We start from the raw sequence: 24,801 nt of genomic DNA, 5'->3' as shown, positions 1-24,801 counted from the left end.
AAACAGCCAATTGTAACGCAAGTATGTCAGATGCGGGCCGTGGCCTTCCGCAGCCAGTCCTTGGTGCTTGCCTCAACAAGGGGGATCAAGGTGCGGTAACAGGCGTCATGGTAAGTGTTCAGCCAGTCCCGTTCAGATGAGGACAACATATCGGCGTTGACGAGGCTCAGGTCAATAGGGACGTAGGGAAGAGTCTTGAAACAGAGCATTTGACGGTGCGTATCGCCGTCCTCCAGTGCCTCGGCCTCTTGAACCACCAAGAGGTTTTCGATGCGGATGCCGTAGGCTCCTTCTTTGTAATACCCCGGCTCGTTTGAGACGATCATACCGGGTTCGAGCGCCACATGCCCCTTGGTCGAAAGGCTTTGAGGCCCCTCATGCACACTTAGATAGCTGCCCACACCGTGGCCCAAACCGTGGTCGAAATCGAGCCCCGCCGACCAAAGCGGCACCCGCGCGATGGATTGAATGTCACGCCCGGCATAGCCCTTGGGAAAGCGCAGCTCTGAGATGGCAATCATGCCCTTTAGAACAAGCGTAAAGGCGCGCTTTTCTTCGTCGCCAGCGTCTCCGATGGCGAGGGTGCGGGTGATGTCGGTGGTGCCGTCCTGATATTGGCCGCCGCTGTCTAAAACCAGCAACTCGCCGGGATTAAGCGTGCGGTTGGTTTCATGGGTCACGCGATAGTGGATCACGGCGCCGTTGCTGCCAGCCCCTGCGATGGTGTCAAAGCTCACATCCCGCAGCATATTAGTCGCGCCGCGCCGGGCCTCGAGTTCGGTAACGACGTCGATTTCCGTGATGCCCTTGGTTGCGTTTTCATCAAACCACGCGAGGAAATTCGCAACCGCCGCGCCGTCGCGCAGATGGGCGGCCTCGGCACCCGCGATCTCGGCGGCGTTTTTGCAGGCTTTGGGCAGGGCGCATGGGTCAGCGCCAAAGATTACGGGGATGTTTGCCGAGGTCAGCGCTGCTGCGATGGCTGTTGGCACAGAGTTTTTCTCTAGCAACACAGGGCCCGCGAGGGATTGCAGCGCCGGCAATAGATCCTCTTCTGGGCGTAGGGTGACGCCCTCACCAAGGTGATCAACGACTTCGGTGAATTTCTCGGGGTTGGCGATGAGGTCGCAGGTTCCGTCGGCGTGCAGGATCACAAAGCCATGCACGACGGGGTTATGCGCGATGTCCTCGCCGCGGATATTCAAGAGCCAACAGAGGCTGTCGGGTAGGGTGATGACTGCGGACCGCGCGCCTTTTTCGGCGATTGATTTCCCCAGGCGCGCGCGTTTATCGACGCTGCTTTCGCCTGCATATTCAATCGGTTGTGCGAAAGCCTTGGCGTTTGGCTTGCCCGGTTGATCGGCCCAGATTTCATCCACCAGATTGGGGCTTGGGGTCAGCGTGATATCCGTCCCTGCAAGGTCCGCCTGAAGCTGGTCGATCTGGCCAACCGTATGTAGCCAAGGATCAAAAGCGATCTTGCCCGCGCTCATGTTCTCTTTTAGCCAGCTCGCCAGGCCAACCTCTGGCCAATGCACGATGGTGAAATCCTCCGCGCATTGCTGGCGGCCTTGCACGCGATAGCGACCGTCCACAAAAAGTCCTGCGCGGTCCTTCAGCGCGACGCAGAAGCCGGCAGATCCCGTGAACCCCGTCAGCCAGGAAAGCCGCTCATCGCGCGGCGCGACATATTCGCCCTGATGCACATCCGCGCGTGGCACAAGGAAGCCGTCCACGCCGACACGCTCCAATTCAGCCCGCAGTCTCGCAAGGCGTGGCGGCCCTTGTTCGGGGGAACTGCTGGCATCAAAACTCTGAAACATGGGGCGCTCCAATTAGGGATCAACAGGCGCAGCATAGGCGGCGCGGCGGGCGTGGAACAGAGCAAAAACGAGGGCGCGTCCCCCGCCGATTTACCCCGCGCGGCGCATGCCCATCACACGCGCCCGGGCACGCGGATCGCTGTCAAAGAGGGCTGCCAGTTGCTCGGTCATCGCGCCTGCCAGTTGCTCGACATCGGTGATAGTGACGGCACGCTCGTAATAGCGGGTCACGTCGTGACCGATGCCGATGGCCAAGAGTTCCACCTGACGGCGTTTCTCTACCATCGCGATCACATCGCGTAGGTGTTTTTCCAAGTAATTCGCGGGGTTAACCGACAAAGTTGAGTCATCCACCGGCGCGCCATCGGAAATCACCATGAGGATTTTGCGCGCCTCGGGACGGCTCACCATGCGACGGTGGGCCCATTCAAGGGCCTCGCCGTCGATGTTTTCTTTCAGCAGGCCTTCTTTCATCATCAGACCCAAATTGGGCCGAGTCCGACGCCAAGGCGCGTCAGCAGATTTATAGATGATGTGGCGCAGGTCATTAAGACGACCGGGCTGTTGCGGACGCCCATCGGCCAGCCATTTCTCACGGCTTTGGCCGCCTTTCCACGCGCGGGTGGTAAAGCCAAGGATCTCGACCTTCACATTGCACCGTTCCAGCGTACGCGCCAGAACATCGGCGCAGATGGCCGCGATGGAAATCGGACGGCCGCGCATAGAGCCCGAGTTATCGAGCAAGAGCGTCACGACGGTATCGCGAAATTCAGTGTCCTTCTCGACTTTGAACGAAAGCGGCGTCGTCGGATTGGCCACAACCCGCGCCAGACGGCCTGCGTCCAGAATGCCTTCTTCCAGATCAAACAACCAAGACCGGTTCTGTTGCGCCTGAAGGCGGCGTTGCAACTTGTTGGCCAGACGGCTTACGGCGCCTTTTAGCGGCTCTAGCTGTTGGTCCAGATACGCGCGCAAACGTTCCAGTTCCGCAACCTCGGCCAGATCCTCGGCGCGGATCTCTTCGTCATATTCGGTCTCAAAGACCTGATAGTCCGGATCCGCATCAGAAATCGGCTGCGGCGCAGGTGGCTCGAGCGGAGCCTCGCCGTCCGGCATCTCGTTTTCTTCGGCCATCTCCTCATCAGACATATCGTCCATGGTGACTTGGGCCTGCTGGCTATCCTGTTGATCTTCCTGTGAAGATTCAGGATTTGCATCCATTTCCTCTTCGTCGGACTGATCGTCGCCGGTGCTATCTGGATCGGGCTCTTCATCGGGCTGTTCTTCCGCCTCAGACTCATCCTCATCGTCCAGCTCATCGGGATCTTCGCCGAGTTGATCCCCATAGCCCAGATCATCAATCATCTGCCGCGCGAATTTCGCGAATGCGGTCTGGTCGTGCAAAAGGTCCGAGAGATCGCCCAGCGTCTCGCCTGCGTTCTGCTCAATGAAAGGCTTCCACAGCTCCATCACATTCTGCGCAGGGGAAGGCAGGTCGCGGCCCGTGGCCAAATGGCGGATCAGATAGCCCGCCGCTGCCGACAAAGGCGCATCGGCTGGTTGGGTGACATTCTCATAGCCACGAATGCGGGCCTCGGACGCGATCTTGGCGTCGATGTTGCCCGCCGAGCCCGGCATATCCCGCGCGCCCATGGCTTCGCAGCGGGCGGTCTCCATCGCTTGATAAAGCTCGCGCGCCATGCCTTCGGTTGGGGCGTAGCGGGCATGGGTGTCGGCGTTGTGATAGCGGCGGTTGAACGCGAGAGCATCGGCTGTGCCGCGCGCCATGAGCACCTCTTCGCGGCTCATCCGGCGGCTGACCTGCGGCAGGCGCATCGCGTCGCCTGAGACGCCCGAGGGGTCTACGGTATAGGTGACCGAGAGCTCTGGGTCATGGGCAAGCGTTTTGGTGGCCTCAGCAAGGGCTTTCTTAAACGGATCTGCTGGGTTGTCAGATGGTTTTGACATTCCGCATTTCTCCTAAGTGCCACAGCGCCTCCACATCCCCGACATGCAGAAGGCCAACCAAGTAGCGGTGAGGGCAGCGCCCGTCCCGCGGGTGGGTGCAAAGCGCGCGGCCCATGGGGGGCGGGTCGGGCGCAGCCCGGCGTTCCGCCGGGCGAAGGGTTTAGCCGAGGCTCATGCTCGCCGCAGATTCCGGCAGTTCTTCGTCAAACAGGCGCTGATAGAACTCGGCCACGGTCTGGCGTTCCAACTCGTCACATTTGTTGAGGAAGGTCAGACGGAAGGCATAGCCCACATCTCGGAAAATCTCCGAGTTCTGCGCCCAGTTGATCACAGTCCGCGGGGACATCACGGTGGAAAGGTCTCCATTCATGAAGGCCGTGCGGGTGAGATCGGCGACAGTCACCATCTGCTTGATGGTCTTGCGGCCAGCCTCGGTGTTGTAATGCGGTGCTTTGGACAGAACGATGTTGGTTTCTGCGTCAATCGACAGATAGTTCAGCGTGCTGACCAGCGACCAGCGGTCCATCTGCGCTTGGTTGATCTGTTGGGTGCCGTGATAAAGGCCGGTGGTGTCACCCAGACCGACGGTGTTTGCGGTCGCAAACAGACGGAAATGCGGGTGAGGGCGCAGGATTTTGTTTTGATCCAGCAGGGTCAGAGCACCGTCGTGTTCCAGAACCCGCTGGATCACAAACATCACATCCGCGCGGCCTGCGTCATATTCATCAAAGACAATCGCAACAGGGTTGCGCAGCGCCCATGGCAGGATGCCTTCGTGGAATTCGGTGACCTGTTTGCCGTCTTTCAGCTTAATCGCGTCTTTACCAATGAGGTCGATCCGGCTGATGTGGCTGTCGAGGTTCACACGCACCGCTGGCCAGTTCAGGCGCGCTGCGACTTGTTCGATATGCGTAGATTTGCCCGTGCCGTGATAGCCCTGGATCATCACACGCCGGTTGTGGGAAAAGCCCGCCAGGATCGCCAGCGTGGTGTCTGGGTCGAATTTGTAGGTGCTGTCCAGCTCTGGCACACGGTCAGAGCCATCCGCAAAGCCTTTGACCGTCATATCACTGTCGATGCCAAATACGTCGCGCACCGAGATATCTTCGGTTGGTTTCGCGTCGATGTCAGTCATGCCGTCGGCCATGGGTCTCGTCCTCTGTGTCACGGTGAAAATACACCGGATAATCATTCCGCATCGCAACATATCGCTGGATGTGGCAAGGGAAAGGGCAAAAGCGACGCATCATCGAAAAACCCCGCGGAAAAAGTGCGATTGTATGCATAGGCGCCGCGGATTGTTGCAGCCTGTCACGGGTTTTTGACCAAGTGTTGGTTTGAAAATGCGCCGGGGCGTGGTGAACTTGCGCAACCGTAAAGGAAAGGGGACGCCTATGAACCGTCGTGATGCACTGCTAGGGACCACTGCTTTTGCCCTGTTTGGAAGCCTCTCGGGCACCGGCGCGATCGCTGCAGAGTTTGAGATCACCCGCAGCGAGGCCGAATGGCGCGCGATGTTGACGCCCCTTCAGTATAAAGTGATGCGTCAGGAAGGGACGGAACGGGCCGGGAGCTCTCCGCTGGACAAGAATTATTCTGACGGGGTCTATCACTGCCGGGGCTGTGATCTGGCGATATATTCGTCCAAGCACAAATATGACAGCGGCACCGGCTGGCCGAGTTTTTATAAATCGCTGCGCAATGCTGTGCGAACCAAACCTGACCGCAAGCTGCTGCGCCTGCGTACAGAGGTGCATTGCCGCCGTTGTGGTAGCCACTTGGGGCATATCTTTGATGATGGGCCAAAACCAACCGGCAAACGCCATTGCCTGAACGGTGTGTCGCTGGTGTTCAAAGCCGCGTAGCGTCCGATTTCTTTGAAAGAAATCGCCGACGGAAACTTTTAAAGTTTCCGATTCCAACTTTTTGAAAGCCCCGAGACTGATGTCTGGGGGCTTTGTTATTTCGAGCTTTCCTGATCCATACCGCAAAACCCGCCGTAGACTCTTGAAAAGGGGCCGGCGACATGAAGCTAATTTTGATACTGGGTGATCAGCTCAGCCGGAACATATCCAGTCTGCAAGCCGCATCAGGTGAAGACATTGTTTTGATGTGCGAAGTGCGCAGCGAAGCGACCTACGTCAAACACCACAAGAAAAAGATCGCCTTTGTGTTTTCGGCCATGCGTCATTTCGCAGAAAGCCTTCGGCAAGGCGGGCACATTGTTCGCTATACAAAATACACCGATCCTGAAAATGCAGGCAGCCTATATGACGAGGTGGCCCGCGCCATTGCGGATCTGAATGCCACCGAAGTGATTGTCACAGAGCCCGGCGAGTATCGGTTGTTGTCAGAGATGCAGGGTTGGACGGAAAGGCTTGGCGTTCCGGTTCAGATCCTGGATGACACCAGATTTCTTGTGTCACACCAAGAGTTCAAGGATTGGGCGCAGGGGCGAAAACAGCTGCGGATGGAGTATTTTTACCGCGAAATGCGTCGCAAATACTCTGTGCTGATGGACCATAGCGGGCCCATAGGAGGCGCGTGGAATTATGACAGCGAGAACCGGAGCCCTCCGAAAGAAGGGCTGCAGGTACCTGCGCCTTTTCAGGACAGGTTGGATCTGGTCACAACTGAGGTGCTCGCGCTTGTCGCCAGCAATTTCCCAAGCCATTTCGGCGATTTAGAGCCGTTTCCCTATGCGGTCACTCGAGCGGGGGCTTTGACGGCGTTGCGCCAGTTCATCAGCAAAAGGCTCGCCCTCTTTGGCACCTATCAGGATGCGATGATCGCAGGAGAACCGTGGATGTTCCACAGTCACATCGCGCTCTATCTGAACGTGGGGCTGCTTGATCCACTGGAGTGTGTCCGCGCAGCGGAGCAGGCCTATCACGACGGGCTCGCCCCTTTGAACGCCGTCGAAGGGTTTATCCGCCAAATCCTTGGCTGGCGGGAATATGTGCGCGGGATCTATTGGCTGAAGATGCCATCCTACAAAGAAGAAAACTATTTCGGCGCATCGCGGGCCTTGCCTGATTTCTATTGGGACGGCGTCACCCAGATGAACTGCCTGAGGCAATGCGTGTTGGAAACCAAAGAGAACGCCTATGCCCACCACATTCAACGATTGATGGTGCTTGGCAATTTTGCCCTGCTCGCGGGGATCGATCCGCAAGAGGTCAACGAGTGGTATCTCTTGGTCTATGTCGATGCCTATGAGTGGGTCGAACTGCCCAATGTCCACGGCATGGTTTTATTTGCCGATGGCGGCGTTCTGGGGTCCAAGCCATATGCGGCCAGCGGCACCTATATCAAGAAAATGTCCAATTATTGCGACTCTTGTTCCTACAAGGTCAGCCTGAAAAACGGCCCCAAAGCCTGTCCGTTCAACTACCTTTACTGGGATTTCATGATGCGAAATGAGGGCAAACTACGGGGCAATCCGCGGCTAGGCTTCGTCTATAAGACGCTGGATCGCATGTCTGACGAGAAGCGGGATGCCGTGTCAGTTGACAGTGCGCGCTTCTTTAAGGCACTGGAAAACCATGAAAAAGTCTGAACTTCCTCAGAAAGCCTGCCCGGTTTGCAAACGACCGTTCTTATGGCGCAAGAAATGGAAGAAAGACTGGGAAAACGTGCGCTATTGCTCTGAGAGATGCCGGCGTCAGCGGTCTTCGCATATTGGGGATGACGAATGACCATGGCGCACAGTAGATGCGCGCGCATGGGCTTCTTACTTCACTTAAAGCTCGCGCTGTCCTTGACCTGATCCCAGGCCCAGACGACTTCTTGCAACTGCTCTTCCTGGCTGCGGTCGCCGCCATTCATGTCCGGGTGCAGAACCTTGATCAGCTTTTTATAGGCCTTGCGGATGTCCGCCTTTGACCAGTTGGCCTCGGCCTCTAGGATATCAATTGCGCGCTGCTCGGTGGGTGGCAGGCGACGCCCGGTCGAACGACCAGGGTTTTGCGTGGCATTACCGCCCAAAACCTGATGTGGATCCTCGATACCCAGACGGGCCCAGGCGCGGGTCTCAGGGTCGGTGAATTTCTTGGTTTCCCGCTCCCAAACTTTGTCTTTGGACTTCTGCGCGTTGGTTTCCGCCTCGGTCTTGCCGTCAAAGAAGCTCCACTTGGCGTTATATTCGCGCACGTGGTCCTTGCAGAACCAGCGGTACTCATCCAGCACATCCGGTGCTTTGGGCGCGCGATACTGGCCTGCTTCTTGGCAGTCCGGGTGTTCGCAAACCCGTGTCGAGGTTTCAGACGCGCCAGACATCCCCCGCCGCCCACGCGGGTTCTTTTTCTTGGCAGAAGAGACGGACATATCGAATCCGAAGGGATCTGATTTTGACATGGAACATACCTATTCGACTCGGGTTCGAGAGTTTAAAGTAACTGGCGCTAGATTGAAGGGGGCAGGCCAAAAAAATGTTGGTAAAAGACGAAATTCATGAGCGGTTGTCTGCCGCCTTTAACCCGCGGGAGCTAACAGTTGTAGATGACAGCGAAAGCCATCGGGGGCATGCTGGCTATCAAGAAGGTGGGCAGAGCCATTTTAACGTCAGGATGCGCGCGCAAGCCTTTGAAACCATGGGAAGAGTCGCGCGCCACAGGGCCGTTCACAAGGCGCTAGGGGCAGAGCTGGTAGGGCGCATTCACGCCCTAGCTTTGGACTTGGACAGCTAGGCCTTTTTGCCTTCTTGCGCCTGAGATGCGCGACTGCGCAGCGCTGCGGGTAGAGCATTCGCTTTTGAAGTCTTCGCAGGCTTCACGGTATCTTTCGTGTAGAGCGCCTGAGACTCGGGTTGCTGCGGCTCCATAGGGCGCGGATCTGGAAAGCTTTCGGTTTCAACAGCCGCCAGTTTCTTTGGAGCTGCTGGGGCAGGGTCTTCCGTGGGTGCTTGCTCCGCGACCAAGGGTTTGTTCATAGGAACAACGGTTTGCGCATCGTCACGAGCGGTGATTGGCGCGGCCGCGACCTCAGGCACTTCAGGCTCTGTGACCTCAGTGGTGGGCGACTCAGTGACCGGCGCTGCTGCGACAGGCTTGGGTTTTTCGACCTCGCGCAGCGTCGCTTCCAGAGAGCTTTTGGGCTCTTGTGCGATCTCGCGACGAAACACCAAAACGCTGCGCTCGGTGGTGGTGCGGCGCGTGAGCCCAGTGCGTTCCGTGTTGGGCAATGTTTCGCTGCGCAGAAATTCCCAGCCAAGCTGAGCCATTTCGTTCATGCTCTCTTGAACCGCCAAGGCAAACTTGTCCTCAGGCTTGCGGACCCCGCGCGCCTTGCGTCCTTTAACCGGTGCTGGAATGACTTTGTATTCGTAAACCATGGAACTCTGCTCTATTGCCGAAAATATAGCATTTCTTGACTTAAATGTCTTTTAGAAAGGGCGCCACGGGGAAATTGCCGCAGGAATTCCCGACCTTCCTGCGGCTTTTGGTTGTGCAATTTTGAGCGAAATAACCCAGAGGTGGCGGATCAGCCGTTGAGCTTCTGAGCCACCAACTGGTTGACCGCCTTCGGATTGGCCTTGCCGCCGGTGGCTTTCATCACCTGACCGACAAACCAGCCCGCGAGCTTTGGATTGACCTTGGCTTTTTCCACCTGCTCTGGGTTGGCGGCGATGATCTCGTCCAGTGCGGCTTCAATCGCGCCGGTGTCGGTCACCTGCTTCATGCCGCGTTCTTCAACGATCTTCGCCGGATCGCCGCCTTCGGTGTAGACGATCTCAAAGAGGTCCTTGGCGATCTTGCCGGAAATCGCGTCCGAGCTGATCAGGTCGATGACGCCGCCCAGTTGTTCTGGCGAGATCGGGCTTTCGGTAATGCCCTTGTCGTCCTTCTTGAGACGCCCAAAGAGTTCGTTGATCACCCAGTTTGCCGACAGCTTTCCGTTGCGGCCTTCGGCGACGGCTTCGAAATAGGCGGCGTTCTCAGCTTCTGCGGTCAGAACTGAGGCGTCATATTCAGACAGGCCGAAGTCATTGACGAAACGGGACTTTTTCTCGTCCGGCAGTTCAGGCAGGGACTTTGCGATGTCATCGACCCAGCCCTGCTCGATCTCCAGAGGCAGCAGATCTGGATCCGGGAAGTAGCGGTAATCATGCGCTTCTTCCTTGGAACGCATGGAGCGTGTCTCGTTCTTGTCCGGATCATAGAGGCGGGTTTCCTGATCCACGGTGCCACCGGCCTCAACAATTGCGATCTGACGTTTGGCTTCATAGTCAATCGCCGCTTGGATGAAGCGCATGGAGTTCATGTTCTTGATCTCACAGCGTGTGCCGAGATGCGAGAAATCCTGCGTTTCCATATATTTTTCATACTGTCCCGGACGACAGACCGACACGTTTACGTCCGCGCGCAGGTTGCCGTTTTGCATGTTGCCATCGCAGGTACCCAAATAGCGCAGCAACTGGCGCAGTTTGGTGACATAGGCTGCGGCTTCTTCGGGGCCGCGAATGTCGGGGCGGGAGACGATCTCCATCAGCGCAACGCCGGTGCGGTTATAGTCCACGAATGACATATTCGGATCCATGTCATGCACGGATTTGCCGGCGTCTTGCTCTAGGTGGATGCGTTCGATACGTACCTTGCGCGCAATGCCAGGCTCCATATCGACGATGATTTCGCCTTCGCCCACGATTGGGTGATAGAGTTGGGAAATCTGATAGCCTTGGGGCAGGTCAGGGTAGAAATAGTTCTTGCGGTCAAAGGCCGATTTCAGGTTGATTTCTGCCTTCAGACCCAGACCGGTGCGCACCGCCTGTTCAACACAGAACTCATTGATAACAGGCAACATTCCGGGCATCGCCGCATCAACGAACGACACGTTGGCGTTCGGCTCTGCGCCAAACTGCGTGGAGGCCCCAGAGAAGAGTTTCGCGTTCGAGCTTACCTGCGCATGGACTTCCATCCCGATCACGAGTTCCCAGTCGTATTTCGCGCCCGCGATGACTTTGGGTTTCGGGGTTTCATATGTCAGGTCCAGCATCGGCTGAGGCTCCAAAAAACTTGTGCTAGACGGCGTTCTAGGACAGGGCGCGGGCAGGGGCAAGAGGGCTTGCGGATCATGGGCCTTTTGGGCAAGCTCGGCGGTCTGATTTTGCCTGAATAAGAGGCCCACTATGATTGAAACCGACCGTTTGATCCTGCGCCCGTTTGAACCGCGCGATTTAGACGCCTATGCCGCGATGAATGCGGATCCTCAGGTGATGCGGTTTTACCCGATGACCTATTCGCGCGAAAAATCGGCGGACTCCATGGCGAAGTGTCAGGAGAGCTGGGAGACGCAAGGCTTTGGGTTCTCGGCGGTGACGGACAAAGAGGGCGTGTTTCTCGGGCTGTGTGGTCTGTCGCTTTTTAGTGCCGCGTCGCCCTTTTCGCCGCAGGTCGAGATTGGATGGCGATTGACGCCTGCGGCCTGGGGCAAAGGTTATGCCAGCGAAGCCGCGAAGGGATGGTTGAAATTTGGATTTGAAGAGAAAGGTTTAGATCAGATCGTGTCCTTTACGGCCGTGCCTAATGAACCCTCTGCCAAGGTCATGAAGCGTATCGGCATGACGCGCCATGAGGCTTGGGATTTCGACATGCCATTTCTGCCCAAAGAGCATTGGCTTGCGGCCCATATCGTCTATCGCATGACGCGCGAGGACTATTTTAAGGGTGAATCTCGGTAATACCTTCAGGGCCGATGTGAATGGTCAGACCCTGCTCAATCATCTTGCGAAACGGCTGAGCCACCGCGTTCAGCGCCAGATCGGTACCTTTGCGTGCCAGGCGTTCCAACGAAATTGAACGATTGCGGTTGTCAAAACCGTATTCTGCATGGCCCCAAATCAGCGGATGCACTTCGCGCAGATGTTTGTGAACGATATCCTCAAACCCTTTGCGCAGAACGGTCGCTTGTGCTCCAGAGGTGCCTCCCTCCATGTAATTCTGGCGGCTCGCCTGCCATGCGCAATAGACCTGCGCGGCCATGAGGTTTGCGGTGTTCTGATCAGTTTGGCGCTCTAGAATGTCAAAGACGCCGTCCAGGAAATAGTCCGGGTCCATGTGGGCCAGACATTCCGGATCACTGAGGATTGCGTCAAACCACACCCAGGCATAGCCTCCGGCGCCCCAAAGATCGTAAGTGCGGGCCGCCGTTCGACGCGCCTCGAGGTCGAGCTTTTCATAGCCTCCATACCATTGTGGCAAGAGATAATTGCCCAAAGCACGCATATGGCGTGGGTTTTGCGGGTCCAGATCGATGAGATCTTCGAAATCGTCCGATACGCAGTCACCCGGATGATCCTGTGCTGGCAAAAGCGCGCAGCGCGCGGCACTCAGGGCAGGGGAATCCATTTCATGAGCGCAGAAGGCATCCATGATTTCTTCGGCACGGTGGAAATGCGCTTTAAACGCCTCGCGGTTTTCATGCGGTAGGGTAGCCAAAGCACCATGGCCACGCCAGGCCCAGCCAATGTCGATATGCATATGGGCAACTGTCAGGGCGAGCGCATAGTCATTTGGGTGCTCGCTGAGCATCAGTTCCATATCTTCGATACCGGCAACGAAGTTCGCGTCTTTCTCTGGCGTTCCATGCAACAGCGCGTGCTCGGCAGCCGCAACGACGTCTGCGCGGCCTCCGAAAAGCAAAAGTTCAGCAATAGACGTACCTGAAGCGCTTTTCGCGCGGGCGCGATCGGCCTCTTGGATGCGGGTGGACAGATCCTCCCACCGTTCCTGACGGGCCAGAAACTGACCTTCTTCGCGGAACTTCGCGTCATCGCATTTGCGCACTGATGCGTTGTTTACAGGAATTTTCACGCCTTCCGCGACATTCTGATCCGTATAAACCGTCGGCAGAAACGCCAAAGGCGCGTCTTCACGCGGCTTGGTGAACTTGCGAACGACAGCGCGCAAGACTTCTGGCATTTGCGGCATGAGCGTATGGCGGGTTTTCAACATTCAGTTGCTCCTGTGAGTTGAGAGCAAATTCACCTGAAAATCGGGCCGAAAAGGGGCAAAGCCGCGGAAGTTCGCGGGCCATTGCGTGAGAGAATGGTGGTATTGGTTAGGCGACACGTCGCAATTACAGGTTGCGCGAGGTATTGTTCTTTCGCCGCGAACAATACTGCCCGTCAGGGGCGAGACCGCTTGATCCTAAAACACCGTAAAGGCGTGCCGCTCGGTCCTGACGTCCCGCGCTTGCAACGCGGCTTCCAGCTCTTTGTGGGGCGGCATGGCATCATAAGGCATGCGCAATTTGCGTCCATCATTCAGCACAACGCTCACGCGGACAGACATATCCATACGCCCGTCAAACCGGATTTTCTCGATTTCATGCAGGGGGATCGTGACCTCTTGGCTGCGGTTTTTCCAGAACAGCTGGGAGTCGTTCAGGTCAAGCCGCGCAGTGGCGTTGACGAAGACATCAATCGCAGCGGGCAGGGTGATCATCGCGACAATCACGATGATCCACCACACCGTGCCGATATAATCGAGGCCGATCAGGATAAATACCATCGCGACCAGAGCTGCGATGGATTTCGGCGTGCGCCCTTGGCTTTCGTAGCTGTACTCCATTTACCCTAGAATCCGCGTGATCATTTCCGAAGTATCTCGGCTGAGGCCCTCTTTCGCAAGGATCCGTTCGAGCTGAGCCTTGATCAGCGCCTGACGGTCTGAGTCATAGTTTTTCCAGGTCTGGAACGCGGAACACATGCGCGCGGTGGTTTGCGGGTTCAGATCATCCAATTTGATCAGCCAATCGGTGAGCGCCTTATATCCCGCGCCTGATTTATGGTGGAAGCCTGCATGATTGCCCGCCAGAGCACCCAACGTGGCGCGGAAGCGGTTTGGGTTCTTCATGTCGAAATCTGGGTGGTGGGTGAGGGCGGTCGCGACCTTGGCGGCGTCATCTGGGTCCGCCAAGGCCACCTGCAGCGAGAACCATTTGTCGATGACCAAACGATCCTCTTGCCATTGTTCATAGAACGCGGCGATGGCCTTTGAACCTTTGCCGGCCGTCACCAACTGGCTAAGCGCTGCAAGCTGTTGGGTCATGTTGTCGGCAGTTTCAAACTGCGATTGTGCCAAGGCACCGCCGTCCAGTTTGGTGATCAGAGACAAAACACCGTTCGCCAATGCGCGTTTTCCAGAACCTTCCGCATCCGGTACAAATGGCCCGTCGATCTGGTTGTCCTCATAGATCGGGCGCAAAAGGTCTTTGAGAGCGTCTGCCTTTGCCTGTTTGAACGCCTTGGACGCCGCGTGGATTTTATCCGGATCGGGCGTCACGCCTTTCGCGGCCAAGGTGCGGGCAAGATCGGACTCTGCGGGCTGCGCCTGCAGATAGGCGCGATAGGCGGGGTCCAATGTGTCATCGGCAAAGACTTTGCGCAGGCTGTCGAGGTAAAGCGCGCTTGGGGCTGCATCGTTTTCGATCATGTCCAAAAGCGCGTCGCGTGCCAGATCGCGGCCCGCTTCCCAGCGGTTAAAGCTGTCAGTGTCATGGGCAAAGAGGAAGGCCCGGCGGGCGTTGTCGATGTCTTGTTCCAGGATCACAGGGGCCGAGAAGCCGCGCAGGATCGACGGGACGGGACGGACCGAGAGCCCTTTGGCCTGATAGGTCTGGGTTGCCTCGGTCATCTCAAAGATCTCGGTGGCTTGGATCTCTTCGCCTTCTGGGCTGAGGAGGCCAATGGCGATTGGGATGACCTTTGGGTCTTTGACGTCTTGGCCCGGGGTAGGGGCCGTGGATTGCGTGAATGTCAGAGAGAAAGTGCCGCTTTCCGCGTCCCACTCTTCGCTAACCGAGACCTTCGGCGTACCCGACTGGCTATACCAGAACTTGAACTGGGTCAGATCGCGTCCGGTGGCGTCCTCAAACACCTTCAGCCAGTCCTCAATCGTGGCCGCGTCGCCGTCGTGGCGTTCGAAATAGAGATCGAGCGCCTTGGCATAGGCCTCATCCCCCACGAGCGTCTTGAGCATGCCGATGACTTCAGCGCCTTTCTCATAGACGGTGGCCGTATAGAAATTGTTGATCTCTTGGAATTCCTCAGGGCGCACCGGATGGCTGAGCGGGCCTTGGTCCTCAGGGAACTGCCGCGCGCGCAGGGCAAGCACGTTTTCAATCCGCGCCACATCGCCAGACCGCATATCCGCAGTGAACTGTTGGTCGCGATAGACGGTGAGGCCTTCTTTCAGGCACAGCTGGAACCAATCGCGGCAGGTGATGCGGTTGCCGGTCCAGTTGTGGAAATACTCATGGGCGATGATCGCTTCGATACGTTCGAAATTCGCGTCCGTGCTAGTTTCGGGCGAGGCCAGAACCGCAGAGCTGTTGAAGATGTTCAGCCCCTTGTTCTCCATCGCGCCCATGTTGAAGTCATCGACCGCGACGATGTTAAAGATATCGAGGTCATATTCGCGGCCATAGACGTCCTCGTCCCATTTCATCGAGTCTTTCAGCGCCTGCATGCCAAAGGCGCATTTGTGCTCATCCCCTGGGCGCACCCAGATGTTGAGCTCAACGTCCTTACCGGACCTCGTGGTGAAGCTGCCGGGATGGTTGATAAGATCGCCTGCGACCAAAGCAAAGAGATAGGCGGGCTTTTTCCAGGGGTCGGACCATTCCGCAAAACCTTTGCCCGCAGCGCCGAGATTACCGTTGGACAGCAGGATCGGTTCCTCCCCTTCGATACGCACATCAAAGGTGGCCATCACATCTGGGCGGTCAGGATAATAGGTGATCTTGCGAAACCCTTCCGCCTCACATTGGGTGCAATACATGCCGTTTGACATATACAGCCCTTCAAGCGCGGTGTTGGTCGACGGAGAGATCTCGACCTCGGCCTCCCAGATAAAGGCGCGCGCGGGTCCGTCGGCCTCTAGGCCTCCGTCCTCATGGCGTACCGTGACGTCTTGGCCGTCGATCTTGGCCGAGATCAGCGTCAGCTCTTCGCCATGGAGGAAGAAACGCGTGTCGGTGGCCTCAGGATTGGGGCGAAACGCGATCTTGGACAGAACGCGCGTCTTGGTGGGGTGCAATTTGAACGTAAGCTCGACGCTGTCGATCAGATAGCCAAAGGGGGTGTAGTCCTTGAGGTAGATCGTCTGAGGGGCCGCATCGCGCATCATCGCACTCCGTAAATTGTGGTGCGATAGATGTATCCTGTCAGGCGGGGGCTGCAAGGCTTTCTGCTGCTGCCTTCTTCAGCGCCGAAACAGTTTCTTGGAAATTTTGGTAAAATAATTTTACCAAAACGGTTGATGGTGTTCGGAAATCAGACTAGGTAAATGGAAAATCGGACCGAATTTCGGGTCTTAAGACGCATTTTGGAGGGACACGCCATGACACGCATCAACAAAAACGGCCTGCAGGTTGCTGCGGAATATGTTGATTTCATTGAGAATGAGGCGCTTCCCGGCTCTGGAGTGACGGCTGACGCCTTTTGGGCGGGCCTCAGCACGCTGGTGCATGACTTTGGTCCCGAAAATCGCGCGCTTTTGCAAAAGCGTGAGGATATTCAGTCGAAAATTGACGCTTGGCACATGTCTAACAAGGGCCAGGCTTTTGATTTCGACACCTATAAAGCCTTCCTCGAAGAGATCGGCTACCTGCTGCCTGAAGGCGAAGATTTCCAGATCGACACCGCGAATGTCGATCCCGAGATCGCTTGGGTGCCGGGGCCTCAGCTTGTGGTGCCGATCACCAACGCCCGCTATGCGCTGAACGCGGCAAACGCGCGTTGGGGGTCTTTGTATGATGCGCTCTATGGCACGGATGCGATGGGCACGACGCCGTCGGCGGGTGGCTATGACGCGGCACGCGGGGCCGAGGTGGTTGCTTTTGCCAAGGCACATCTGGATGAGGCCGTGCCATTGAAAGACGCCAAATGGGCCGATGTCACCGGTTTCGATTTCCAAGACGGTCAGTTTGTTGTGCGTCTTGGCGACACGATCGCCAATCTGGAAAGGGTGCAGCAGTTTGTCGGCATCACCGAGGATCTGACAGAGCTGCTTTTCGTCAAAAACGGCCTGCATATCCGTGTCATCATCAATCCAAGCCACCCAATTGGCAAAGACGATCCCGCGGGCATTGCCGATGTGATTGTCGAGGCCGCTATGTCTGCGATCATGGACTGTGAGGACTCGGTCGCCTGCGTGGATGCAGAGGACAAGGTGCTGGCCTATCGCAACTGGCTGGGCCTCATGAAGGGCGATCTGCAAGAGAGCTTTGAGAAGGGCGGCAAGACGGTCACGCGGAAGCTGAACGAGGATGTGACGTTCAAAACGCCTGCAGGCAAAGAGCGTGTTCTGAAGGGTCGCGCGCTTTTGTGGATCCGCAACGTGGGACATTTGATGAGCAACCCCACGATCCTGGACAAAGACGGCAATGAGATCATGGAAGGCCTGATGGACGCCATGACCACGGTTCTGGTGTCTAAGCACGATTTGGCGCGGGAAAGCGGCAACTCGGTGCATGGCTCTGTTTATATCGTGAAGCCCAAGATGCACGGCCCCGAAGAGGTCGCTTTCACCAACCGCATCTTTAACCACGTCGAAGAGGCGCTGGGCTTGCCCGCCAATACTGTCAAGATCGGTATCATGGATGAAGAGCGTCGCACATCGCTGAACCTTAAGGAATGTATCCGCGCCGCGAAATCGCGTGTGGCCTTTATCAACACTGGCTTCCTTGATCGCACAGGCGACGAGATCCACACCTCGATGGAGGCAGGCGCCTTCCTGCGTAAGGATGATATCAAGAAAGAAGGCTGGATCGCGGCCTATGAGGCGCTGAACGTCGATATCGGTCTGGAATGCGGCCTGCAGGGCAAAGCGCAGATCGGTAAGGGCATGTGGGCCATGCCTGACATGATGGAGGCGATGCTCGATCAAAAGATCGGCCACCCGCAGTCCGGTGCGACTTGCGCTTGGGTGCCAAGCCCGACAGCGGCGACGCTCCATGCGCTGCATTACCATAAGGTCGACGTCATGAGCGTTCAGAACGGCCTCAAAGAGGGCGGTCGCCGCGCCGCGCGTGAGGACATCATGCAGATCCCTCTGGCCAAAGGCGCGAATTGGTCGCCCGAGGAAATCGCCAATGAGGTTGATAACAACTGTCAGGGCATCCTTGGCTATGTGGTGCGCTGGGTGGATCAGGGGGTTGGCTGTTCCAAAGTGCCTGACATCAATGACATCGGTCTGATGGAAGACCGCGCGACCTGCCGGATCTCGGCGCAGCATCTGGCGAACTGGATCCACAATGGCGTTGTGTCTGAGGCCGAGGTCATGGCGTCCATGCAAAAGATGGCTGCCGTCGTGGATGGTCAGAACGCAGGCGACCCGCTTTACGCGCCAATGGCTCCGAGTTTCGCTGGCATTGCCTTCCAGGCCGCCTGTGATCTGGTCTTCAAAGGCCGTGTGCAGCCGTCAGGCTATACCGAGCCTGTCCTGCATGCCCGTCGACTCGAGCTGAAAGCTTCGGCATAAAGGGGCATATTGTATCTCGGAGGCTGTATGCGCTCACGTCGAGACTTTATGAAATTGACAGCCGGGGGGCTTGCGCTGACTGGAACCCATGCACTCGCGACCCAAGGCCTCTATGTTCCGCCCGAAGAGGGGCCACATGAGCTGACCTTTATGCAATGGCCCAACAGTCGTGCGGTCTATGATGATCGCTGGTGGCTGGCAGATGTGCAGAGCACCATCGCGCGGATTGCCAATGCAATTGCCGATTTCGAACCGGTGGTGATGCTGGCCGACAAAAGCCAGCACCGCGCGGCGCGTAAACTGTTGTCGGATCGGGTGGAGCTCTGGGATATCCCGACCGAAGACCTCTGGGCACGGGACTCAGGCCCTCTGACGGCCTTTCGCGGCACTCAGCGTGTGGTCAGCCATATTCAGTTCAACGGCTGGGGCGGTAAACAACGTGATCGCCATGATGCGCGGGTGGCGGAACGTGTGGCCGACGCGCTGGGCTTTGATCTTGTCCCCTCGGGTATTGTCGGCGAATGCGGAGGCGTGGAACACGATGGCCATGGGCTGCTCATGGCGCATGAAAGCTCTTGGGTGAATAGGAATCGCAATCCGGGCCTGTCGCGTCAAGAGATCGAAAATGGATTGCTCGATGCCTATGGCGCGGACCGCATGATCTGGTCCGAGGGTGTCTATGGCGAGGACATCACCGATTATCACATCGACAGCCTCGCGCGATTCACTGGCGCTGGGCGCGTGCTTGTGAACATGCCGCAAGAGGTTGATCCGGCGGATCCTTTTCATCTTGCGGCTGAAGAAACGCTCGCAGCGCTCCGCTCAGCAGGCCTTAGGGTTGACGTCATCCCCGAGCCAATTCGCCGCCGGGTTGAAGCACTGGACTTTGTGGCGTCTTACGCCAATTACTATGCATGCAATGGTGCGGTGATCATGGCGCAATTCGGAGATAGGGCGGCCGACAAAGAGGCCGCAAAAGCCATGGCACGGCACTATCCGGGGCGCGAGATTGTCGCTCTGAATGTGGATGCGCTTGGCGAAATCGGCGGCGGCATTCACTGCGCCACACAACAGCTGCCAGCGGTTTAACCGTTGGTTTACGAAATCGAGTAAGACTGGACCTAGGGGGCTTAAATGGCTGAAATCTCATTGCGCAAGGCGCGCACGATCATTCGCAAATCCTTGGAAAAAGGCCGCGAGATGGAGCTTAAGCCTCTGTCCGTCGTCGTGCTGGACGCGGGCGGCCATGTGATCGCCTTTGAAAAAGAAGACGGCGCGGCACCCGGCCGTTTCGCAATCGCCCATGGCAAGGCCTATGGCGCGGTTATGTTGGGGATGTCCGGGTCTGCCCAGATGGCGCGGGCCGAACAGCAGGCCTATTTCATGGCCGCTGTAAACGGTGTCTATGGTGGTCAGGTTGTGCCCGTGCCTGGTGGCATTCTGGTGCGTGACAAAAAAGGCAGCGTGATTGGCGCGGTCGGTGTGACCGGAGACACCTCGGACAATGATGCCGAGGCTGGATTGGCGGGTATCGCGTCAGCGGGCCTCACCGGCGAAGGCTAACGCCCAAAAGTGCGCCATTTGGCTTCTGTGTGCTGATGCACAGCCACGTTATGTGAATCGAGACGTTGGGTTTCGGAAAATTTCGTGTAGCGTATCTTTTCAGAAGCAATAAGAGGCTGAACATGGCGCGCCCCATCGTTGGTATCATTGGCAATGCCTATCTGATGAACGATCAATATCCCGTCCATGCCGCGGGAACGATGAATTCGACAGCCGTCACGGATGTGGCGGGCTGCATGCCACTGATCATCCCGTCAGACCCTCGATTTGTCAGCGTGCCCGAGTTGATGGACGCCTGTGACGGGTTTCTGTTCACGGGTGGACGCCCTAACGTGCATCCCGAAGAATATGGCGAAGCCGCTACCGAAGCACATGGCGAATTTGACCGTGCGCGTGACGAAGTTGCGTTAGAGTTGATCCGCTCTTGCGTCGAAGCAGGGCAGCCGATCCTTGGCATCTGCCGTGGCTTCCAAGAGGTGAATGTCGCCATGGGCGGATCGCTTTATCCCGAAATCCGAGACCTCCCCGGGCGCGACAATCACCGCATGCCCCCTGACGGCACGCTCGAAGAGAAATTCGCGTTGCGCCATGAAGTCACCTTCCAGGAAGGCGGCGTGTTTCATCGGGTGATGGGCGCGCAGAAGGTCATGACGAATACGCTGCACGGGCAGGGGATCAAAACCGCTGGTCCGCGTTTGGTGATCGACGGCCATGCGCCAGATGGGACGCCCGAGGCGATCTATGTCTCTGATGCGCCGGGCTTTACGCTCGCCGTGCAGTGGCACCCCGAGTACAACGCCGCAGCGGATCCGGTCAGTCGGCCGTTGTTTGAGGCCTTTGGGCAAGCCGTTCATGCCTGGTCAAACGATAAGCAAGCGACGACATTGCTAAAATCTGCCTAGTTTGGCATCTGCGGTCACTTGAATTTAATCAAATAGGCTGTAGATTTGTGTCATATGTATGAATAACATTATCTGACAGAAATGTCAGGGGCAGCCAGTGGCCGATACAGTGACACAAAAAGACAGCAAGACCGAGGCCATCATGATGGCGGCCTTCGAAACCTTTCGCGCCTATGGGTTCCGGCGAACCTCTATGGAGGATATCGCCAAAGCCGCCGGCATGTCGCGCGCCGCGCTTTATCTGCATTTTCGCAATAAAGAAGACATCCAAAGGTCCATGACCGTGGCTTACTACGACAGCGTCGCCAGCAAGGTCGAAGAGGCGTTTTCGCAAGAAGGGTCGGTTGCTGATCTTTTAACCGCGGCTTTTGCTGAACATGCTGGTGAGACGTTTAAACTCTTGCTGGAATCCCCGCATGGCGACGAATTGTTGGATACACATAATTCAGCCAGCCATGCCGAAGCAAAAACCGGACAGGAAAAAGTCGCCAAAGTTTATGCGGATTGGTTGCAGCGCGAAGCGAGCGCTAAACGTCTTAGTTTGGAAGCCTATGGCAGCGATGCGGCGGTTGTGGCCGACATCATGGGCCTTGCTCTTTATGGGTTGAAGGCCGGTCAATCTGATTATGCAGGTTTTGACAACCGCCGCGACGTGCTTGCGCGTATGTTGGCAGCATCGCTGACGGCATAGCCCAACAATTCCTCACGCAATCCCAAGTTTACGTTGGGTGAATATGCTAGAAAATTGCTGCATCGCAGCGTAATTGCCGTGACGTCGTTCTGCAAGTGCAAATATTACGCTATGTGGCCTAAAGATTTTCATATATTAGCAATCGAAGTGGGAACGTGACCCTGAAACCTTAGATTTTTGTCGTGTCCTGCGGGTGAAATGTCGCATGCGTAGTTTAGCGCTCACATGCGTATTACTCCCTATAGGTCCGTCAAAGCCTTGTGAGACAGGGGTTTTGCAAGTAAACGGATCTCGGTTCTTGGGTTGAGAAGCATAAACACCGTTAGGTGAGGAGACATTAGACGTGAAAATCGGAACTCCGAAGGAGATCTTTGCGGGGGAGTCGCGTGTTGCGATGACGCCGGCGTCAGCTTTGCAGCTGATCAAATTGGGTTATGAGTGCGCGATTGAGAAAGGGGCCGGCGCTGCGGCTGGTTTTTCCGATGACGCTTATAAAGAGGCAGGTGTCGAGGTCATCGGCACTGCAGCGGCACTGTGGAAGGCCTGCGATATCGTCGCCAAAGTCCGCCAGCCTGAAGAAGTAGAGCTTAAGCGTCTGACCAAAGGCAAGACGCTGATTTCCTTCTTTAATCCTGCCGCCAATGAAGCGGGTATGGAGCTGGCGAAATCCAAAGGCGCGAATGTGATCGCCATGGAAATGGTACCACGGATTTCGCGTGCTCAGAAGATGGACGCGCTGTCTTCGATGGCAAATATCGCGGGCTACCGTGCTGTTATCGAAGCGGGGAACAACTTTGGTCGTTTCTTCACAGGTCAGATCACCGCGGCGGGCAAAGTGCCTCCGGCGAAGGTTCTGGTTGTGGGTGCGGGTGTTGCGGGCCTTGCCGCGATCGGCACATCTACATCGCTGGGTGCGATCACCTATGCGTTTGACGTGCGTCCAGAAGTGGCCGAGCAGGTTGAATCCATGGGCGCTGAGTTCGTCTATCTGGATTTCGAAGAAGAACAGCAGGACGGCGCGGCCACTGGCGGTTATGCCTCTGTGTCCTCTCCTGAATTCCGCGAAGCGCAGCTGGCGAAGTTCCGCGAACTCGCGCCAGAAGTTGACATCGTGATCACCACCGCGCTGATCCCGAACCGTGAAGCCCCAGAGCTGTGGACCGAAGACATGGTTGCCGCGATGAAGCCCGGCTCTGTGATCGTCGACCTAGCAGCCGAGAAGGGCGGCAACTGTAAGCTGACCGTCGCTGACGAGAAGATCGTAACCGACAATGGCGTGACCATCATCGGCTATACCGACTTCCCATCGCGCATGGCGGCTCAGTCCTCGACTTTGTACGCGACCAACATCCGTCACATGATGGCTGACCTGACCCCTGAGAAGGACGGTCAAGTCAATCACAACATGGAAGACGACGTGATCCGCGGCGCGACCGTGACCTTTGAAGGCGAGATCACCTTCCCGCCGCCACCGCCAAAAGTGGCTGCGATTGCGGCGCAGAAGAAGCCTGAGGTCAAAGAAAAGACCCCAGAAGAGATCAAAGCCGAAGAGGCGGCTGCGTTTAAAGCGCAGACCAAACAGCAGGTCACACTGTTGGCTGTCGGTGGCGCGCTGATGCTGGGCGTGGGCCTTGTGGCGCCTGCAAGCTTTATGCAGCACTTCATCGTCTTTGTTCTGGCGGTCTTTGTCGGCTTTCAGGTCATCTGGAACGTCTCGCATTCCCTGCACACGCCTCTGATGGCTGTGACCAACGCGATCTCTTCGATCATCATTCTGGGTGCGCTGATGCAAATCGGCTCAAGCTCGGGGTTGGTGATCATCCTTGCCGCCGCTTCGGTCTTTATGGCCGGGATCAACATCTTTGGCGGCTTCCTCGTGACACGGCGCATGCTCGCCATGTTCCAGAAATCCTAAGGAGTAGAGATCAATGGAATTCGGTTTCACTACAGCGGCTTACGTGGTCGCAGCCGTTCTCTTCATCCTGTCCTTGGGTGGTCTGAGCGGACAAGAAAGCGCGAAACGCGCGGTATGGTATGGCATTGTCGGCATGGCGCTGGCGGTCTTCGCAACACTGATCGGCCCGGGCGCAGGCCTTTGGTGGCTGTCGGTCGTTCTGATCGCGGCGGGTGGTCTGATTGGCTATCAGCTGGCGTCCAAGGTCGAGATGACCCAGATGCCAGAACTGGTGGCGGGTATGCACGCGCTGGTCGGTCTGGCGGCAGTCTTTGTGGGCTTTAACGCGCATTTCGAGCTGATCAATGTCATGGGCATGGATGCGGCTGAAAAGAAATCCCTTGAGGGGTTTGCCGCGCTGCTGGCCAAGAAAGACGCGGTCGAGATCAATATCCTGCGGGTCGAAGCAGCCTTGGGGATCTGGATCGGTGCTGTGACCTTTACGGGCTCGGTGATTGCCTATGGTAAGCTCTCTGGTCGTGTGACCTCTGCTGCAACAAAACTGCCCGGTGGTCATATCCTAAATGCAGCGGCGGCGGCGATCTCTGTGATCGCGCTGATCATGTATCTGAACTCCGGCAACGTTCTGCCGCTTTATATCCTGACCCTGATGGCGCTGTTTATCGGCTATCACCTGATCATGGGCATCGGTGGCGCGGATATGCCGGTCGTTGTGTCTATGCTGAACAGCTACTCTGGTTGGGCAGCCGCAGCGATTGGCTTCTCCCTTGGCAACGACCTTCTGATCGTTGTGGGCGCGCTGGTGGGCTCCTCTGGTGCGATCCTCAGCTATATCATGTGTAAGGCGATGAACCGTTCTTTCGTGAGCGTGATCCTCGGCGGCTTTGGTGGCGCGGCCGGTCCTGCGATGGAAGTCGAAGGCGAGCAGATCGCGATAGACGCCGAAGGCGTGGCGACCGCGCTGGATGAAGCAGACTCTGTGATTATCATCCCGGGCTACGGCATGGCGGTGGCGCAAGCTCAGCAGAACGTGGCGGAGCTGACCCGTCGACTGCGTGCTAAGGGCAAAGAGGTGCGCTTTGCGATCCACCCTGTTGCGGGGCGTCTGCCGGGCCACATGAACGTGCTCTTAGCCGAAGCGAAGGTTCCTTATGACATCGTGATGGAGATGGACGAGATCAATGATGATTTCCCAGAGACCGACGTGGCGATTGTCATTGGTTCCAACGACATCGTGAACCCAGCGGCGCAAGAGGATCCAAACTCGCCAATCGCAGGCATGCCGGTTCTGGAATGCTGGAAAGCCAAGCAGGTGTTTGTCTCCAAGCGTGGTCAGGGCACCGGGTATTCCGGTATCGAAAACCCGCTGTTCTACAAGGAAAACACACGCATGTTCTATGGCGACGCGAAAGCGTCCCTCGACACGCTGCTGACTATGATCCAGTAAGCGATCAAA

The 24,801-nt window shown here is 57.0% G+C and carries 21 protein-coding genes; 12 read left to right on the top strand and 9 right to left on the bottom strand.

Going from position 1 to position 24,801, the window contains the following annotated elements; translation table 11 throughout:
- Positions 1-26: 26 nt before the first annotated feature.
- The 3 genes from HZ995_RS15780 to cobS form a co-directional block, all read right to left on the bottom strand.
- Entirely contained in the window at positions 27-1,823 is a 1,797-nt protein-coding gene (locus HZ995_RS15780; protein ID WP_209356604.1) for an aminopeptidase P family protein, read from the bottom strand.
- A 90-nt stretch (positions 1,824-1,913) separates the two neighbouring features.
- Positions 1,914-3,791, bottom strand: a complete 1,878-nt coding sequence (gene cobT, locus HZ995_RS15775) for a cobaltochelatase subunit CobT (protein ID WP_209356603.1) — start codon at positions 3,789-3,791, stop codon at positions 1,914-1,916.
- Positions 3,792-3,951: 160 nt separating this feature from the next.
- Entirely contained in the window at positions 3,952-4,938 is a 987-nt protein-coding gene (cobS, locus tag HZ995_RS15770) for a cobaltochelatase subunit CobS (RefSeq protein ID WP_209356602.1), read from the bottom strand.
- 247 nt (positions 4,939-5,185) lie between these two features.
- Between cobS and msrB the strand changes: the two genes are divergently transcribed.
- The 3 genes from msrB to HZ995_RS15755 all read left to right on the top strand — a co-directional run bounded on the left by msrB (position 5,186) and on the right by HZ995_RS15755 (position 7,489).
- Positions 5,186-5,656, top strand: a complete 471-nt coding sequence (msrB, locus tag HZ995_RS15765; protein ID WP_209356601.1) for a peptide-methionine (R)-S-oxide reductase MsrB — start codon at positions 5,186-5,188, stop codon at positions 5,654-5,656.
- 161 nt (positions 5,657-5,817) lie between these two features.
- Positions 5,818-7,350: a cryptochrome/photolyase family protein gene (locus HZ995_RS15760; protein WP_209356600.1), complete on the top strand. Its 1,533-nt coding sequence runs from the start codon at positions 5,818-5,820 to the stop codon at positions 7,348-7,350.
- Positions 7,289-7,489, top strand: a complete 201-nt coding sequence (locus HZ995_RS15755; RefSeq protein WP_348521217.1) for a DUF2256 domain-containing protein — start codon at positions 7,289-7,291, stop codon at positions 7,487-7,489. The genes HZ995_RS15760 and HZ995_RS15755 overlap by 62 nt, the downstream gene beginning before the upstream one ends.
- 40 nt (positions 7,490-7,529) lie before the next feature.
- Here HZ995_RS15755 and HZ995_RS15750 read toward each other — a convergent pair whose 3' ends face one another.
- The gene (locus HZ995_RS15750) at positions 7,530-8,147 is read right to left on the bottom strand and encodes a DnaJ domain-containing protein (protein ID WP_209356598.1); all 618 of its coding nucleotides are present in this window, start codon (positions 8,145-8,147) and stop codon (positions 7,530-7,532) included.
- Positions 8,148-8,221: 74 nt separating this feature from the next.
- Here HZ995_RS15750 and HZ995_RS15745 point away from each other — a divergent pair, with 74 nt between their 5' ends.
- Positions 8,222-8,479 (top strand): BolA family protein, encoded by a 258-nt coding sequence (locus HZ995_RS15745; RefSeq protein ID WP_209356597.1) that lies wholly within the window; start codon positions 8,222-8,224, stop codon positions 8,477-8,479.
- Here the strand turns inward: HZ995_RS15745 and HZ995_RS15740 are convergent.
- Positions 8,476-9,123, bottom strand: a complete 648-nt coding sequence (locus tag HZ995_RS15740; RefSeq protein WP_209356596.1) for a hypothetical protein — start codon at positions 9,121-9,123, stop codon at positions 8,476-8,478. The genes HZ995_RS15745 and HZ995_RS15740 overlap by 4 nt on opposite strands.
- 149 nt (positions 9,124-9,272) lie before the next feature.
- Positions 9,273-10,784: an Asp-tRNA(Asn)/Glu-tRNA(Gln) amidotransferase subunit GatB gene (gene gatB, locus HZ995_RS15735; protein ID WP_209356595.1), complete on the bottom strand. Its 1,512-nt coding sequence runs from the start codon at positions 10,782-10,784 to the stop codon at positions 9,273-9,275.
- A gap of 133 nt (positions 10,785-10,917) precedes the next feature.
- Here gatB and HZ995_RS15730 point away from each other — a divergent pair, with 133 nt between their 5' ends.
- Positions 10,918-11,469 (top strand): GNAT family N-acetyltransferase, encoded by a 552-nt coding sequence (locus HZ995_RS15730; RefSeq protein WP_209356594.1) that lies wholly within the window; start codon positions 10,918-10,920, stop codon positions 11,467-11,469.
- Here the strand turns inward: HZ995_RS15730 and HZ995_RS15725 are convergent.
- From HZ995_RS15725 to pepN, 3 genes are all read right to left on the bottom strand, one after another.
- A complete protein-coding gene (locus HZ995_RS15725; protein ID WP_209356593.1) occupies positions 11,450-12,742 on the bottom strand; it encodes a hypothetical protein in 1,293 nt (430 codons plus the stop codon). The genes HZ995_RS15730 and HZ995_RS15725 overlap by 20 nt on opposite strands.
- Positions 12,743-12,937: 195 nt before the next feature.
- Entirely contained in the window at positions 12,938-13,360 is a 423-nt protein-coding gene (locus tag HZ995_RS15720) for a hypothetical protein (RefSeq protein ID WP_209356592.1), read from the bottom strand.
- Positions 13,361-15,916, bottom strand: coding sequence for an aminopeptidase N (gene pepN / locus HZ995_RS15715; RefSeq protein ID WP_209358295.1), 2,556 nt, complete (start codon positions 15,914-15,916; stop codon positions 13,361-13,363).
- A 216-nt stretch (positions 15,917-16,132) separates the two neighbouring features.
- Between pepN and HZ995_RS15710 the strand changes: the two genes are divergently transcribed.
- The 7 genes from HZ995_RS15710 to HZ995_RS15680 all read left to right on the top strand — a co-directional run bounded on the left by HZ995_RS15710 (position 16,133) and on the right by HZ995_RS15680 (position 24,792).
- Entirely contained in the window at positions 16,133-18,274 is a 2,142-nt protein-coding gene (locus HZ995_RS15710; RefSeq protein ID WP_209356591.1) for a malate synthase G, read from the top strand.
- A gap of 48 nt (positions 18,275-18,322) precedes the next feature.
- Positions 18,323-19,363 carry an agmatine deiminase family protein gene (locus tag HZ995_RS15705; protein ID WP_245168689.1) on the top strand — a complete coding sequence of 347 codons (1,041 nt, stop codon included), beginning with the start codon at positions 18,323-18,325 and terminating at the stop codon, positions 19,361-19,363.
- A 45-nt stretch (positions 19,364-19,408) separates the two neighbouring features.
- Positions 19,409-19,837 carry a GlcG/HbpS family heme-binding protein gene (locus HZ995_RS15700; protein ID WP_209356589.1) on the top strand — a complete coding sequence of 143 codons (429 nt, stop codon included), beginning with the start codon at positions 19,409-19,411 and terminating at the stop codon, positions 19,835-19,837.
- 122 nt (positions 19,838-19,959) lie between these two features.
- Positions 19,960-20,739 carry a gamma-glutamyl-gamma-aminobutyrate hydrolase family protein gene (locus HZ995_RS15695; RefSeq protein WP_209356588.1) on the top strand — a complete coding sequence of 260 codons (780 nt, stop codon included), beginning with the start codon at positions 19,960-19,962 and terminating at the stop codon, positions 20,737-20,739.
- 97 nt (positions 20,740-20,836) lie between these two features.
- Complete coding sequence (locus tag HZ995_RS15690) at positions 20,837-21,430, top strand: TetR/AcrR family transcriptional regulator (protein ID WP_209356587.1); 594 nt, start codon at positions 20,837-20,839, stop codon at positions 21,428-21,430.
- Positions 21,431-21,773: 343 nt separating this feature from the next.
- Positions 21,774-23,345, top strand: a complete 1,572-nt coding sequence (locus HZ995_RS15685; RefSeq protein WP_209356586.1) for a Re/Si-specific NAD(P)(+) transhydrogenase subunit alpha — start codon at positions 21,774-21,776, stop codon at positions 23,343-23,345.
- A gap of 13 nt (positions 23,346-23,358) precedes the next feature.
- A complete protein-coding gene (locus tag HZ995_RS15680) occupies positions 23,359-24,792 on the top strand; it encodes an NAD(P)(+) transhydrogenase (Re/Si-specific) subunit beta (RefSeq protein WP_209356585.1) in 1,434 nt (477 codons plus the stop codon).
- Positions 24,793-24,801: the final 9 nt, after the last annotated feature.

The sequence above is a fragment of the Cognatishimia activa genome (genome assembly GCF_017798205.1).
GTDB classification, from domain to species: domain Bacteria; phylum Pseudomonadota; class Alphaproteobacteria; order Rhodobacterales; family Rhodobacteraceae; genus Cognatishimia; species Cognatishimia activa_A.
The sequence above is the reverse complement of the archived record's forward strand: the minus strand, read 5'-3'. Positions and strand labels throughout refer to the sequence as shown.

Coding starts and splice junctions, on each gene's coding strand:
- HZ995_RS15730 (WP_209356594.1), top strand. CDS start 10,918: ATGATTGAAACCGACCGTTTGATCCTGCGCCCGTTTGAACCGCGCGAT.
- HZ995_RS15700 (WP_209356589.1), top strand. CDS start 19,409: ATGGCTGAAATCTCATTGCGCAAGGCGCGCACGATCATTCGCAAATCC.
- HZ995_RS15760 (WP_209356600.1), top strand. CDS start 5,818: ATGAAGCTAATTTTGATACTGGGTGATCAGCTCAGCCGGAACATATCC.
- HZ995_RS15745 (WP_209356597.1), top strand. CDS start 8,222: ATGTTGGTAAAAGACGAAATTCATGAGCGGTTGTCTGCCGCCTTTAAC.
- HZ995_RS15720 (WP_209356592.1), bottom strand. CDS start 13,360: ATGGAGTACAGCTACGAAAGCCAAGGGCGCACGCCGAAATCCATCGCA.
- HZ995_RS15725 (WP_209356593.1), bottom strand. CDS start 12,742: ATGTTGAAAACCCGCCATACGCTCATGCCGCAAATGCCAGAAGTCTTG.
- HZ995_RS15710 (WP_209356591.1), top strand. CDS start 16,133: ATGACACGCATCAACAAAAACGGCCTGCAGGTTGCTGCGGAATATGTT.
- cobT (WP_209356603.1), bottom strand. CDS start 3,791: ATGTCAAAACCATCTGACAACCCAGCAGATCCGTTTAAGAAAGCCCTT.
- HZ995_RS15705 (WP_245168689.1), top strand. CDS start 18,323: ATGAAATTGACAGCCGGGGGGCTTGCGCTGACTGGAACCCATGCACTC.
- HZ995_RS15740 (WP_209356596.1), bottom strand. CDS start 9,123: ATGGTTTACGAATACAAAGTCATTCCAGCACCGGTTAAAGGACGCAAG.
- msrB (WP_209356601.1), top strand. CDS start 5,186: ATGAACCGTCGTGATGCACTGCTAGGGACCACTGCTTTTGCCCTGTTT.
- pepN (WP_209358295.1), bottom strand. CDS start 15,916: ATGCGCGATGCGGCCCCTCAGACGATCTACCTCAAGGACTACACCCCC.
- HZ995_RS15680 (WP_209356585.1), top strand. CDS start 23,359: ATGGAATTCGGTTTCACTACAGCGGCTTACGTGGTCGCAGCCGTTCTC.
- HZ995_RS15780 (WP_209356604.1), bottom strand. CDS start 1,823: ATGTTTCAGAGTTTTGATGCCAGCAGTTCCCCCGAACAAGGGCCGCCA.
- HZ995_RS15750 (WP_209356598.1), bottom strand. CDS start 8,147: ATGTCAAAATCAGATCCCTTCGGATTCGATATGTCCGTCTCTTCTGCC.
- cobS (WP_209356602.1), bottom strand. CDS start 4,938: ATGGCCGACGGCATGACTGACATCGACGCGAAACCAACCGAAGATATC.
- HZ995_RS15695 (WP_209356588.1), top strand. CDS start 19,960: ATGGCGCGCCCCATCGTTGGTATCATTGGCAATGCCTATCTGATGAAC.
- HZ995_RS15755 (WP_348521217.1), top strand. CDS start 7,289: ATGCCGTGTCAGTTGACAGTGCGCGCTTCTTTAAGGCACTGGAAAACC.
- gatB (WP_209356595.1), bottom strand. CDS start 10,784: ATGCTGGACCTGACATATGAAACCCCGAAACCCAAAGTCATCGCGGGC.